Origin of the sequence: Anaerospora sp., assembly GCF_032013335.1 — a bacterium.
Lineage (GTDB): Bacteria > Bacillota > Negativicutes > Sporomusales > DSM-15969 > Anaerospora.
Map to the genome: position 1 here is coordinate 32,372 of NZ_DALZUO010000015.1, position 13,517 is coordinate 45,888.

The 13,517-nt window shown below is 45.8% G+C and carries 9 protein-coding genes; 6 read left to right on the forward strand and 3 right to left on the reverse strand.

Going from position 1 to position 13,517, the window contains the following annotated elements; translation table 11 throughout:
- The first annotated feature begins 253 nt into the window (after window positions 1–253).
- Window positions 254–3,796 carry a pyruvate:ferredoxin (flavodoxin) oxidoreductase gene (nifJ, locus tag RTR76_RS12985; RefSeq protein ID WP_312521319.1) on the forward strand — a complete coding sequence of 1,181 codons (3,543 nt, stop codon included), beginning with the start codon at window positions 254–256 and terminating at the stop codon, window positions 3,794–3,796.
- A gap of 72 nt (window positions 3,797–3,868) precedes the next feature.
- On the opposite strand, the gene RTR76_RS12990 is transcribed toward nifJ, so the two are convergent.
- Together RTR76_RS12990 and RTR76_RS12995 are read right to left on the reverse strand one after the other, a co-directional pair.
- The gene (locus tag RTR76_RS12990) at window positions 3,869–5,044 is read right to left on the reverse strand and encodes a methyl-accepting chemotaxis protein (protein WP_312521322.1); all 1,176 of its coding nucleotides are present in this window, start codon (window positions 5,042–5,044) and stop codon (window positions 3,869–3,871) included.
- A gap of 103 nt (window positions 5,045–5,147) precedes the next feature.
- Window positions 5,148–6,455: a citrate:proton symporter gene (locus RTR76_RS12995; protein WP_312521324.1), complete on the reverse strand. Its 1,308-nt coding sequence runs from the start codon at window positions 6,453–6,455 to the stop codon at window positions 5,148–5,150.
- A 456-nt stretch (window positions 6,456–6,911) separates the two neighbouring features.
- Here RTR76_RS12995 and citD point away from each other — a divergent pair, with 456 nt between their 5' ends.
- The 5 genes from citD to RTR76_RS13020 are packed head-to-tail and all read left to right on the forward strand — an operon-like array spanning window position 6,912 to window position 11,746.
- Window positions 6,912–7,196 (forward strand): citrate lyase acyl carrier protein, encoded by a 285-nt coding sequence (citD, locus tag RTR76_RS13000; RefSeq protein WP_312521325.1) that lies wholly within the window; start codon window positions 6,912–6,914, stop codon window positions 7,194–7,196.
- Window positions 7,197–8,066: an aldolase/citrate lyase family protein gene (locus RTR76_RS13005; RefSeq protein ID WP_312521327.1), complete on the forward strand. Its 870-nt coding sequence runs from the start codon at window positions 7,197–7,199 to the stop codon at window positions 8,064–8,066.
- Window positions 8,067–8,084: 18 nt separating this feature from the next.
- Window positions 8,085–9,623, forward strand: coding sequence for a citrate lyase subunit alpha (gene citF, locus RTR76_RS13010; protein ID WP_312521329.1), 1,539 nt, complete (start codon window positions 8,085–8,087; stop codon window positions 9,621–9,623).
- A 27-nt stretch (window positions 9,624–9,650) separates the two neighbouring features.
- Window positions 9,651–10,382: a response regulator gene (locus tag RTR76_RS13015; protein ID WP_312521331.1), complete on the forward strand. Its 732-nt coding sequence runs from the start codon at window positions 9,651–9,653 to the stop codon at window positions 10,380–10,382.
- A 17-nt stretch (window positions 10,383–10,399) separates the two neighbouring features.
- Window positions 10,400–11,746, forward strand: coding sequence for a pyruvate carboxylase subunit B (locus RTR76_RS13020; RefSeq protein WP_312521418.1), 1,347 nt, complete (start codon window positions 10,400–10,402; stop codon window positions 11,744–11,746).
- A 302-nt stretch (window positions 11,747–12,048) separates the two neighbouring features.
- Here the strand turns inward: RTR76_RS13020 and RTR76_RS13025 are convergent, their stop codons facing one another.
- On the reverse strand, window positions 12,049–13,401 hold the full coding sequence (locus RTR76_RS13025) for a pyridoxal-phosphate dependent enzyme (protein ID WP_312521333.1): 1,353 nt from the start codon (window positions 13,399–13,401) through the stop codon (window positions 12,049–12,051).
- Between the last annotated feature and the right edge of the window lie 116 nt (window positions 13,402–13,517).

Consider the following 13,517-nt stretch of genomic DNA (forward strand, 5'->3'; position numbering starts at 1 on the left):
GCATGTGTAAACTAAGATTTAGCGAGATTTTTCTGATGCAAATAATGAATTAATTTCTGACTCGCGGGAAATTGTTGGAATATTTTTTCATTTCTCTTTTCTAAAGGATTTAATCTACTTTAGTAACAAAACCAGGAGAATTAGCGCTAACGGGTGAACAACTTTTTAATTGCATTTTTTGTAGTAACCGTCCGCGGTTGCTGCTTTAAGTGTTTAAGCTACTAATTTGAAGTAAAAAAGGAAGGTGTACCTGATGAGAAAAATGAAGACAATGGATGGAAACACTGCAGCTGCTCACATTTCTTACGCGTTTACCGAAGTTGCGGCAATTTACCCTATTACTCCATCGTCTCCCATGGCAGAACACGTGGATGAGTGGGTTGCGCAGGGCCGGAAGAATATTTTCGGTCAACCGGTTAAAGTAGTTGAAATGCAGTCCGAGGCAGGCGCTGCAGGTGCTTTACATGGCTCTTTGCAGGCTGGGGCATTAACGACCACTTATACCGCATCACAGGGTCTTTTACTCATGATTCCTAATATGTATAAGGTTGCCGGTGAACTGCTGCCGGGTGTATTCCATGTTAGCGCCCGGGCGCTTGCTGCCAATTCACTCAATATTTTTGGCGATCACCAAGATGTCATGGCTGCACGGCAAACTGGCTTTGCATTGTTAGCTGAAAGCAGTGTTCAACAGGTTATGGACCTGAGTGCCGTTGCTCATTTGGCAGCTATCAAAAGCAGAGTACCTTTCCTAAGCTTCTTTGATGGTTTTAGAACTTCCCATGAAGTACAAAAAATTGAAGTACTCGAATATGATGAGCTGGGCAAGTTAGTTGATCAGGATGCATTGAATGCATTCAGACGGAGAGCATTAAATCCAGACCATCCGGTTGTTCGCGGTACTGCTCAGAATCCCGACATTTACTTCCAGGAAAGAGAAATCTCTAACAGCTATTATGAAGCTATTCCTGAAATTGTGGAAGGCTATATGGCTGAAATCAGCAAACTGACCGGACGGGAATATCACCTGTTTAACTACTACGGTGCTGAAGACGCTGACCGAATTATCGTTGCTATGGGTTCAGTATGTGATGCTATTGAGGAGACTGTAGATTACCTGAACAGCAAAGGTGAAAAAGTCGGTCTATTAACTGTTCATCTGTATCGTCCGTTCTCACTGGAACATTTCTTTAAATATATTCCGAAAACAGTGAAAAAGATTGCTGTTCTTGACCGCACAAAAGAGCCTGGTTCTATTGGCGAGCCTTTATATCTTGATGTGCAAAGCGCTTTTTACGGCAAGGAATGGCAGCCTGTAATCGTCGGCGGCCGTTATGGTTTGGGTTCGAAAGATGTGATTCCTTCTCACATTGTTCCTGTTTTTGATAACCTTAAACTGGACAAACCGAAAAACCGTTTTACTGTGAGCATTGTAGATGATGTTACCCACACTTCCTTACCAATTGGGCAGGATCTTGATATTTCCACTGCAGGTACAACTGCCTGTAAGTTCTGGGGCTTAGGCTCTGACGGTACCGTCGGAGCAAACAAAAGCGCCATTAAAATCATCGGTGATTATACAGATATGTATGCACAGGCTTATTTTGCCTATGATTCGAAGAAATCAGGCGGTATTACCGTATCGCATCTGCGGTTCGGCAAGCAGCCTATTCGTTCGCCATATCTCATCAATAAGGCTGATTTCGTAGCCTGTCATAACCAATCGTACGTTAACAAATACGACGTACTGGAAGGCCTGAAGCCAGGTGGCATATTCCTGCTGAACTGTATTTGGAATGAGCAGGAACTGGAAGAGAAACTGCCTGCTCAAATGAAACGGTATATTGCTGATAATAACATTCAATTCTACACGCTGGATGCCGTTAAAATTGCTCAAGAACTGGGGCTGGGCGGACGTATTAACATGATCATGCAAGCCGCTTTCTTCAAGCTTGCCAACATTATTCCTGTTGAAACTGCTGTTAAGTATTTGAAACAAGCAGTTGAGCAATCTTATGGCAATAAAGGCCAAAAAATTGTTGATATGAACAATGCTGCTATTGATCAGGGTATCAGCGCTATTGTCAAAGTAAATGTGCCTGCACTCTGGAGCAGTGTACAGGATGAGGCAGCTGCTTCTGCTGAAGTGCCTGCATTCATTAAAAATATTCTCATTCCTATGAATCGTCAGGAAGGCGATAAATTACCAGTCAGTGCTTTCATTGGTATGGAAGATGGTACTTTCCCTGCAGGAACGGCAGCTTATGAGAAACGTGGTATTGCGATTGACGTACCTGAATGGCAAATGGATAAATGTATTCAATGTAATCAATGCTCCTACGTTTGTCCGCATGCTACCATTAGACCGATATTGGTTAATGCTGAAGAGGCTCAGGCAGCGCCAGAAGGCTTTACTGTGAAACCTGCTATTGGTGCCAAAGAACTTAGCTTCCGTCTTGCTATTTCCCCGCTGGATTGCGCCGGCTGCGGCAACTGTGCCCAGGTCTGCCCTGCGAAGGAAAAGGCACTAATTATGAAGCCTTTGGAAACACAGCTTGAGCAGGCTCCGCTCTGGGACTATGCTATGCAAGTTGCACCAAAAGCCAATCCTGCAAATCCATTAACGGTTAAAGGCAGTCAATTTGAGCAGCCGCTCCTTGAATTCTCCGGTGCTTGCGCCGGCTGCGGCGAAACGCCGTATGCTAAACTGATTACACAATTATTTGGTGACCGGATGATGATTGCCAATGCTACCGGCTGCTCGTCCATCTGGGGAGCCAGTGCACCAGCAACTCCGTATACTACCAATCATCGCGGACATGGTCCTTCATGGGCAAACTCGCTGTTTGAGGACAATGCTGAGTATGGTTTGGGCATGTATCTTGGCGTTAAACAAGTGAGAGCCAGACTGGCTACCGATATGGAAGCCGCATTGCAGCTTGCAATTAGCTCCGATCTTAAAGCAGCTCTGCAAGAATGGCTGGACAATAAGGACAATGGCACCAATTCTCGGGAAAGAGCCGATAAACTAATCGGACTGATTGAACAAGAAGTTGCTGCTCATCCTGAACTGAAAACAATCTATGAAAACAAAGACTTCTTTGTAAAACGTTCGCACTGGATCTTTGGCGGCGACGGCTGGGCTTACGATATCGGTTTCGGCGGTCTGGATCATGTTCTTGCATCAGGCGAAGATGTAAACGTATTTGTCTTTGATACTGAAGTATATTCCAATACTGGTGGTCAGTCTTCCAAAGCAACTCCTGCTGCAGCTATTGCTAAATTTGCTGCCAGCGGTAAGAGCACTAAGAAGAAAGATCTTGGCATGATGGCGATGAGCTATGGCTATGTGTATGTCGCGCAAATCTCCATGGGTGCTGATAAGAATCAGACATTAAAAGCAATTGCTGAAGCTGAAGCATATCCGGGACCATCCCTCATTATTGCTTATGCACCTTGCATTAACCATGGTTTGAAAGCCGGTATGGGTAATAGCCAACTGGAAGCCAAAAAGGCAGTAGATTCCGGCTACTGGTCCATGTACCGCTTCAATCCTACATTAAAAGAGGCTGGCAAAAATCCGTTTACACTTGATTCCAAAGAGCCTACTACTGATTTCCGGGAATTCCTGATGGGCGAAGTTCGTTACTCATCCTTGAAGAAACAGTTCCCTGAGCTGGCAGAGCAACTCTTTGTGAAGACAGAAAAAGATGCTGCTGAAAGACGCGAGTCTTATAAACGACTAGCTAAGCAGATTGATGAAGCTGCAGCACAAGTAAGCGCCACTAAAAATTAATTTGTAACAAATAAAAGTAGCCGGCATGTAGCCGGCTACTTTTTTCCTAGAATGGAAAGCTGTTATAACAAATCAGCTTAGTGTTTCGACTGCCGTAAGCAATTGCTCACCAAGCTCGTTGATAGTGTCAAGAGCGGTGAAAATATTCTTTAAGGCTGCGCATTCTTCGTCTGAAGCTGCAACAACCTGGGCAAATTCATTTTGATATGTAATCATGGCACTACACATTGACTCTAAAGCGGGAGCCAGCTGATTTACGGTTGTTTGTACCTCTGATATGGTCTTACGAATGCTTTCAGTAGATTGTCTGCTGTCGGCAGCCAGTTTTCCCACTTCTTTTGCCACAACTGCAAAACCGCGGCCATGTTCACCAACACGGGCGGCTTCAATGGTGGCATTTAACGATAATAGATTTGTTTGTTCAGCGATTCGCTTTATTGAATCGGCAATGGTACCAATGCTTTGGGCACCGTTCTCCAATGAATGAGAAATGGTCAGAGTCGCTTCAGTTCGTTTTACTTCAGACTGGAGTCCTTTTTGTAAACTGGCAAGTGAAGTACTTACAAAGTCCACAGATCCGGAAGCCAGCTTGGCGGCAGCTAGAATTTGCTGCATTTTCTGGGATAGAGTATGAACGATTGCAACAACTTGCTGTGTTAGCTGAGCATGCTCATAGGCTGTAGCCCATTTCATGAGTGCTGATGCCGACGCTAGAGTCGGCATGCGGTCAGCAGGAATGATTTTTATATCCTCTCTAAGATGGCTGCGGTATTTAGCGAATAAAATACTGTTCTTGTCCACTAAAGGGGTAGTGCCAACAATGTACCGGGCGGTGCTTAATGCGGCAATCAGCTTGGATTCTGAAAGTTCCTGAAAGGGAATTACCGTAAAAGTAAGGTGGTCAATACCGAACTTAACACAGTTTTTTGCAAAGGTTTCGCCGCCTCGCTGGTTGTGGTGAAAGATATGGACTTCTGAACCTTCGGGAATTCGGGCGATATGGGTGTAGAAAGCTCTTGAGGGAATAATCTCGAAGCCAATTATCTGTGAGCGGGGGACAACACGTGCCAGTTCATCGATGCGCGTGGGCATCGCAATATAGATATCACCGAACGTGTCGTTCCTGAGCTTATCTTGCGTTATGGCAATTCCATTAAATCCATTCACGAAAACGTGCTTAGCTGCCAAATACAATTCGTCAGCAATATCCTGTGTTCCGCCGACCGTACATATTGTAATACTCATCATTTCGCTTCCTTTCCTTTATTATAGGGATTAAAAAAGCCGGCAAAGCACCATTTACAGTACTTTGCCGACCTTGATACATTCAGTGAATAGAGCGACTATCGGCTTAGAGAGAAATATTACCCAAGACTACAGAGGTCAGCAGCCAAAACAGGGATATGCCGATAGCGGGAAGCAATGCAAATTTCTGGAGATCACCAAACTCAACTTTATTCAGACCTACCAGAAGATAAGTGGAAGGAACAAGCGGGCTTAAGAGATGTGCGCCTTGACCAATTAAAGCGGCGCGGCCCATTTCAGCAGCACTGACACCATAGGTGGCACCTGCTTTAGCAAGTACAGGAAGAACACCGAAATAGTAGGCATCATTTGTAAGGAAGAATGTGCCGGGTAAGCTGAGAAGTGCAGAGATAAAGGCCATATGAGGTCCCAGTTCAGGCGGAATGGCAGCAATAAGTGCTTTAGCCATTGCATCAACCATTTTACTGCCGGACATAACGCCCATGAAGATACCTGCGGCAAATACCATGGATACGACTGGCATAGCATTTGCACCATTAGCAACAATCCGTTCCTGTTGTTCTTTTAAGGTACGGTAGTTGATCAGCAGGGCAAGACCAGTACCGATCATGAACAGGATAGCCAATGGGAGAGCGCCGTATATCAGTGCGGCCATCAGGATGGTAGTCAAGGTAAGATTAGCCCAGAACATATTTGGACGTTTGAGCTTTTCTACTTCTGGATCTTCAGCCAATGCAGCAAGCTCCGCATGAGCCGTGTTGTCAAGAGTCAGAATGCCCAGTCTTTTCCGTTCCTGCATGCCCCAGCGATAAGCGAGGAAGCATACCCAGAGGGAACCGACAACCATACAAGGGATAAGCGGAACAAAAACCTCACTTGCTTCAAGACCTAATGAAGCTAGTACACGGCCAGTAGGGCCGCCCCAGGGAATAATGTTCATTACGCTGTTTTGCATAACTGCAATAGCGGGCAAAATAAGCGGATTCAAACCTACTCGTCTATGAACGGCCAACATTGCTGAACAGGTTACCATATAAGTGGTGGAACCGTCGCCATCAAGGGAAACAATAGCAGCAAGCACTGCAGTACCTACAGCGACTTTAACCGGGTCACCATGAACCATTTGTAAAATCTTTTTAATAAGTGGATCAAAAAGGCCTGCATCGATCATGACACCAAAAAATAAGATTGCGAAACAAATCATAATACCGGTAGGTGCAACTTGTTTAACTCCATCAAAAGCCCATTTGCCAAGCTGAGGAGCAAAGCCCAGGCTGAGCATAAATACTACAGGGACAAGCATAAGCGCTACCATGGCGGACATGCGTTTGGACATAATTAAATACATAAAGACCGCGACCATTAAGAAACCCATTGAAGCCATTAAAGTCATAAGGTTGTTACCTCCTGTGTAATTTATCGGAATATTATGCTACTTCAGGCCAGTAGCCGGCGCAATATATCCCTCCTCGCAGCGTTCCTTTTTTGAATAACACAAGATTGTAATAAAATCGGAAAATTATCGCTTGTTTAAAGAGTAGCATATTTAGGTGAAAAAGCCCTCATTTTGATCATTTTGTTTATAAAATCTGCTGCAATATTGACGTAATAGAGGAGGAAAAGTCTTATAAATCCTAGGTTTATAAGGTGTGGTGCCGCTTTAGAGTATTAGAATTATGTTCATTATGAACAAAAAAGGACTACAAGTGTTAAGTTGAATAAGAAGGGGTAAAATGAACGAAATGACCAAATAGTTTTCATTATGGCTGTACAATGGTACTCTCTAATTAACTGATTTTTTTAATGCGATAATGGCGAGTCCATTGTCTATTCGTATGGAGGTGTAAATATGGGGAAATTACTTCAGCCGGGCCAAGCTGGTACACTCGAGTCGAACGACATCGTTGTAACCGTAGCACCAGCAACTGCCGAAGACGGTATCGTTATCGAGCTTACCAGCCCTGTTATCAAGCAATATGGAAAACGGATACGGGAGGTTATTGCTGAAGCACTGGCAGACGCCGGTGTGCAGCAAGCCTTTGTGCAGGCCAATGATAAAGGAGCGCTTGACTGTACAATCAGGGCGAGAGTTCAGACTGCTGTTGCCAGAGCGCTGCAAGAGGGAGGGAATTAAATGGAAAAACTGCGGAGAAGTATGATGTTTGTGCCGGGTAATAATCCAGGCAAACTGCAAAATGCGGGCGTCTATGGTGCCGATTCAGTGATTTTCTGTTTAGAAGATGCCGTTGCCATTACCGAAAAAGATGCTGCCCGCCATTTGGTGTATAATGCGGTCAAATATATCAATTATCCCTGTGAAGTTGCAATACGGATTAATCACATCCAGACTCCTTTCGGAAAGGACGACCTTCGCGTTGTTCTGCCTGCAAAACCCGATTTAATCCGGATGCCCAAAGCCGAGTCGGCAGATGAAATCAAGATGGTTGATGAAATTATCAGTCAGGCTGAAGCGGACAATGGATTTGAACCAGGAACCATTAAAATAGGTGCAGCAATTGAAACTGCGATTGGCCTTAGAAGGGCTTATGAAATTGCTACTGCCAGCAAGCGGATGACTTTCCTGGCAATTGGCGGAGAAGATTTTATTGCTGATTTGAAAACTACACGCAGCAAGCATGGCAGGGAACTGTTTGTTCCTCGCTCGGAACTCTTGCTGGCAGCACGTGCTGCTGGTATTCAGGCGATTGACAGCGTATTCTCTGATGTCAATGATGAAGAAGGCTTTGTTGAAGAAGCGATGATGATTAAAGGGCTGGGCTTTGACGGTAAATCGGTTATCAATCCACGGCAAGTAGGCCTCATTCACAAAGTATTTGAGCCGACCGAAAAAGAAATAACCCAGGCCAAAAGGATACTGGCAGCTTATCAAGAGGCTTTGGAGAAAAAATCCGGCGTTATTGCGCTTGACGGCAAAATGATTGACGGGCCGATTGTGACCAGAGCAGAAAGAGTGCTGGCCTACGCAGCGGCTCTGAAACGATAGAATGGGGGAGATCACTTTATGATAAACACAGCTGGGCGAGTGATTCCAGAGACGATAACAGGTATAGCAAAGGTTAAACCCTATGCCGGTCCTTTCGCATATGTGCCGGAAGGCCGTCTTGTAGGTCCAAAAATCCGGGCTAGCAGACCTAAATCAGAAAAACTGCTTAAGTCCATTGATCAGGCTATTGACGCATCGGGACTTCAAGATGGTATGACGATATCTTTTCATCATCATTTTCGCAATGGTGATTATGTACTGAATCTGGTAGTAGAGGCTATTGCCCGTAAGGGAATCAAAGGCCTGACGTTGGCACCCAGTTCACTCAATGATGTGAATGATAAAATTATTCCTTTTATTGAGCAAGGGGTAATCCGGTCCATTGAAACAAGCGGCGGCCGGGGTAAGCTTGGCAAGCTGATGACATCAGGAAAATTGGAAAAACCGGTTATTATCCGTTCTCATGGCGGCCGCGCCAGAGCAATCGAGTGCGGTGAGTTGCATATTGATGTAGCCTTCCTGGGTGCGCCCTGCTGCGATATATATGGAAACATTAACGGTATCGAAGGAAAATCCGCCTGTGGATCTATGGGGTATGCGATGGTTGACGCTGCCTATGCCGATAAGGTTGTGGCGCTGACGGACAATCTGGTTGCACAACCTCTTTATAGAATCAGTATCCCCCAAACACATGTAGACTTCATTGTTGAGTTGGAAAGCATTGGCGACCCAAAAGGCATAGCCTCGGGAGCGCTGCGCATCAGCCGCGATCCGCGGGAACTCTTAATTGCTGAATATGCAACCGGAGTTATTGAATACTCAGGCTATTTTAAAGATGGCTATTCCCTGCAGCTGGGCAGTGGCGGTGCATCCCTGGCGGCAGCAAAATTCATCAAAGAAAAAATGCTTGCTCAAAAAATTACGGCAAGCTTTGGTGTAGGCGGTGTAACAGCTCCGTTTGTTGAAATGCTTGATCAAGGCTTAATCAATACCATTTTTGATACGCAGGATTTTGATATTCCATCCATTGAGTCTATAAAAAATAATCCCCGCCACCAGGAGATGTCTGCATCTTTTTATGCAAATCCTCATAATGGCGGCGCCGTTGTCAATAATCTGGATGTTGTTATTTTAAGCGCAACAGAGGTGGATGTTAACTTTAATGTTAATGTTATCACTGACTCTAATGGCACAATCATGGGTGCGTCCGGTGGTCACTGCGATACGGCAGCGGGAGCAAATCTTGCTATCGTGGTAGCGCCGCTTCTCCGGGGCCGTCTGCCAATGGTGCTTGACAGGGTTAATACCATTGTCACTCCCGGTGAAACGGTGGATGTCATTGTCACTGAGCGCGGCATTGCTGTTAATCCGCTGCGAAAGGATTTGATAGCGAACTTACAGCAATCGGGTCTGCCACTGATGTCGATTTATGATTTAAAACAAATCGCCTATGACTTGGCCGGTACACCAGAGCCAATTGAGCTTAGTGAGGAAATCGTAGGTGTTGTTGAATATCGGGACGGCACAATTATTGATGTCATCCGTAAGCCTCTTTAATGTTGGCTGTAAGTAGAGATGCGAGGCATGGATGATATTCGCGTAATAATCGTAGAAGATGACCCCATGGTTGCCGAGATCAATCGTAAATATACAGAAGCAGTAAAAGGCTTTGCCGTTGTAAAAATGGTGCGTAGAGGCGATGAGGCACTGGAACAGGTGCCCAGGGTACGCCCTGACCTGGTTATTTTAGATAATTATCTGCCTGAAAAAACTGGACTTGAAATATTAAATGTGCTTCGTCGTGATGAATGGCCGATTGATGTTATTATGATTACGGCAGCTGATGATGCTCATACGGTGACGAGAGCTTTCCGGCAAGGGATTATCGCCTATATTACCAAGCCGTTTACCTTTGAGCGATATCGCTCCGTATTAGAGGCATACCGGGATTTCCGCTTTCAGACAGGTAAGAAAAAAAGACTCGGACAAGCGGAGATTGATTCGCTGGCTGCCAGAGGCAGTGGCAGAATGAATGTAGAGCTGAGCAAAATGCCGAAAAATTATAACAGCCAGACGCGGGATTTAATTATCAATTTTTTGGTTGGCCAGCATTCGGCGCAATCAGCTGAAGAAATAGCGGTAAAAGCGGGACTGTCCAGAGTGACAGCTCGCCGCTATCTGGAGTATTTGGTTGAGCAGGGACAGGTAAGGCGCACACTTGATTATTTGGCAGTGGGAAGGCCCGTACACCGCTTTCATATGCAAAAATCCTGCCTTGGAGCGGCGAAATCGCGGTTAACGTCAATAACAGATTGAGGAGAGGGAGGCCTATGATGAATAATAAACCGGTTAAAATTGTTGAGACTGTATTGCGGGACGGTCACCAGTCGTTAGCGGCAACGCGGATGAGAATAAACGACATGATACCTGTCCTGGAGCAATTGGATGAGGCGGGCTTTCACGCTCTCGAAGCATGGGGAGGAGCGACGTTTGACAGTTGTCTCCGGTTCATCAATGAAGATCCCTGGGAGCGGCTGCGCACACTCAAAAAGCATCTTAAGAAAACGCCGATTCAGATGTTGCTCAGGGGACAGAATGTGCTCGGCTACAATCACTATGCCGATGACGTAGTAACGGAGTTTGTGAATCGTTCCGTTGATAATGGCGTTGGCGTAATCCGGATATTTGATGCTCTCAATGACGTTCGTAACCTGGAAGTGGCAATGAAGGCTGCTAAAGCTGCCGGTGCACATGTGCAGGGTGCTTTTGTTTATACGATCAGTCCTTATCACAAACAGGAGAATTTCCTGCAGGTAGCGAAAGACCTGGTGCAATTAGGGGCCGACTCAATTTGCATTAAGGATATGTCAGGCTTATTGGCTCCGTACACGGCCTATGATCTTGTCAAAGCACTGAAAGCTGATATTCAGGTGCCTATCGAGCTGCATACCCACTATACCAGTGGTATGGCGTCTATGACATATTTGAAGGCCATTGAAGCTGGTGTTGATATTGTTGACTGTGCACTTTCTCCGTTTGCCATGGGAACAGCTCAGCCTGCTACTGAAGCTATTGTTGCAGCTTTGGAAGGAACCGGATGGGATACTGGAATCAAGAAAGAGCTGCTTTACCCCATTGCCGATCATTTTCGGGGTGTAAAGAAGGAGTTGGCTGAAACCTTCAAGCTCAATACGGCAATTGATATTGATACAAAAGTTCTTACCTTCCAAATCCCGGGTGGGATGCTCTCTAACCTGCTTAATCAAATGAAAGAGCAGGGGATGGCTGATCGTTATCCTGAACTTCTGGAAGAAATGCCTAGGGTAAGAGCAGATCTCGGATATCCGCCTCTGGTTACCCCAACAAGTCAGATCACCGGATCGATGGCAGCCTTTAATGTCATGCTGGGCCGTTATAAAGTAGTGCCCCGTGAAATTAAAGATATTGTTCGCGGTAAATATGGCCGTACGCCGGCTCCGATTGATCCTGAGTTCCGTAAGCTTATCGTGGGGGACGAGCCGGTTATTACTCATCGTCCTGCAGATGATATTGCACCTCAGCTGGAAAATCTGCGCAAGGCTCTGGCAGAGCAGGGTTATCCGAATGCTTCAATGGAAGATGTGCTGTCTTATGCACTCTTTCCTGAGGTAGCCCTTGAGTTCTTTAAAAATAACAGATAAAGTAAAATGCCGTTGATAAAGCCCCATCTGCGTTGTACCCGTAAAGGGTAAGCCGAAGTACTAGGGTGCTAAAGCACCAAGAACTTCGCATTCAGGCCTGCGGGAGCTCGCTCGTCGTACCCGCGCTGTACTGTCTTCGCTCGCTTCCTCGGAATTCCCCGCGCCCACAGCTCTTTGTTGCATAAAGTAAACACTTGAGATGGAGATCGTGCATCTGGGACTTTCTGAACGGCTTGGGAACGGGATTTCTCGAAAAAACTGCAAAAATGCCGCCACTACTTAGTAGTGGCGGCATTTTTGCGTTAGCGGAGTGCGGCAATTTTTTCGTTATAGCCTTTGATTTTTGCGTATTCATTATCCCAGAAGTTTTGGTCGCGCATGCTGTCCAAGTACTCCTTGGAATAGCCAAACTTGATCCAGTCTTGTTCTTTTTGTGCAAAAAGCTGTTCTTTCTTGTCGCTGCGGCGGAAATCAAAAACCTGATCAGGCTGGGCGCCGAGAAAAATATCTTTAGCCCAGCGATCCAGAACAAAGGGAGCCATCTCCAGATAACGGTGTTCCATTTCAGCTAAGACGGAATTGTAGCGGTCAAACCCATCAGTAGCAACAGTGACGACATTATCCCCAGGTCCCAGATTGAGGTGTTTCGCCATTTTAATAGCACCAATGACGTTGCACAGACCTGAAGGACCGAAAGCAGTCTGGAGAGTTTGCGCCAATTCGCGGTCGACTCCCAGGCCGACAAGTGTTTCCAGACCGTCATGGAATATTTTCAAGCCTTGAATTGTTTCTTCGTCCTTGACCAAAATAACGAAATCGGTAGTAAGGAGATTATGAATAAGCGTACACATTTTGTCGCCGATTCCTTCAATACGGTGCTGACCGCGGCCGCCATTAGCCAGGGTAGAGCATTCATAAGGTTCCAAAGCGGCAATTTTGGCCTCAGGGAAGGCATACTTGATTTGATCACCGGCAGCCATCGTGCCTGCCGAGCCAGGTGCTGATACAAAGCCTGCGATACGGCCATTGCCGACCCCTTCTACAGCAGCAATCGCGCTGCCGCCGGTCACGTGGCGGTGGAAACGGTAGTTGGACATCAGCTCAAATTGAGCAAGTGCTTTGTTCTGAGGGTTTTTCATCAAATTATGAGTGCGCTCCAGCGTTAGAATAACATCTGATTCTGAGCCAGGAGTCAGATCAAGTTCTCCGCCGTATTTTTTTATACGCTCATAGCGCTCTTTGCTCATATTGTCAGGCATGATTATGACGGCCTTCAGGCCCAGCAGTTTAGAAATATAGGCAGTACCAATTCCAAAATTGCCTGTTGATGGGCCAAGGATAGTATGTTCAGCAGTTATTTCACCATCTACGATACCTTCAATCAAAGTGGCGTAGGCAGGACCGACCTTATGGGAGCCCGAAGGAAAGCCTGTTCCCAGCATAACCACGACGTTGGCATCTATACCGGTAAGTGCAGGAGGAAGTACGACTTTTCGTACTTTATTGGTACGGTCCTTCCAGGTAATGTTAAACAAATTAATAGGGTCCAATTCATTATCCTGTAGTGCAGTAAGGGCTTTGGAGCGCACTTCGGGAGCGATTAATTCAGGTGACAGCATTTCATCATATGTTGGTCCAAACGGAATTTTCGGCATTCGTCTTCCCCCTTATGTCTTGCTTAAAGCAAGCTAACAATTTCTAAAGTATATTGGCGAGATCCATTTAGTAATCCTGCCGGATGGCAAATCGTTAAGTAAGTTTTGTATGAAAG

Coding starts and splice junctions, on each gene's coding strand:
- nifJ (WP_312521319.1), top strand. CDS start 254: ATGAGAAAAATGAAGACAATGGATGGAAACACTGCAGCTGCTCACATT.
- RTR76_RS12990 (WP_312521322.1), bottom strand. CDS start 5,044: ATGATGAGTATTACAATATGTACGGTCGGCGGAACACAGGATATTGCT.
- RTR76_RS12995 (WP_312521324.1), bottom strand. CDS start 6,455: ATGACTTTAATGGCTTCAATGGGTTTCTTAATGGTCGCGGTCTTTATG.
- citD (WP_312521325.1), top strand. CDS start 6,912: ATGGGGAAATTACTTCAGCCGGGCCAAGCTGGTACACTCGAGTCGAAC.
- RTR76_RS13005 (WP_312521327.1), top strand. CDS start 7,197: ATGGAAAAACTGCGGAGAAGTATGATGTTTGTGCCGGGTAATAATCCA.
- citF (WP_312521329.1), top strand. CDS start 8,085: ATGATAAACACAGCTGGGCGAGTGATTCCAGAGACGATAACAGGTATA.
- RTR76_RS13015 (WP_312521331.1), top strand. CDS start 9,651: ATGGATGATATTCGCGTAATAATCGTAGAAGATGACCCCATGGTTGCC.
- RTR76_RS13020 (WP_312521418.1), top strand. CDS start 10,400: ATGAATAATAAACCGGTTAAAATTGTTGAGACTGTATTGCGGGACGGT.
- RTR76_RS13025 (WP_312521333.1), bottom strand. CDS start 13,401: ATGCCGAAAATTCCGTTTGGACCAACATATGATGAAATGCTGTCACCT.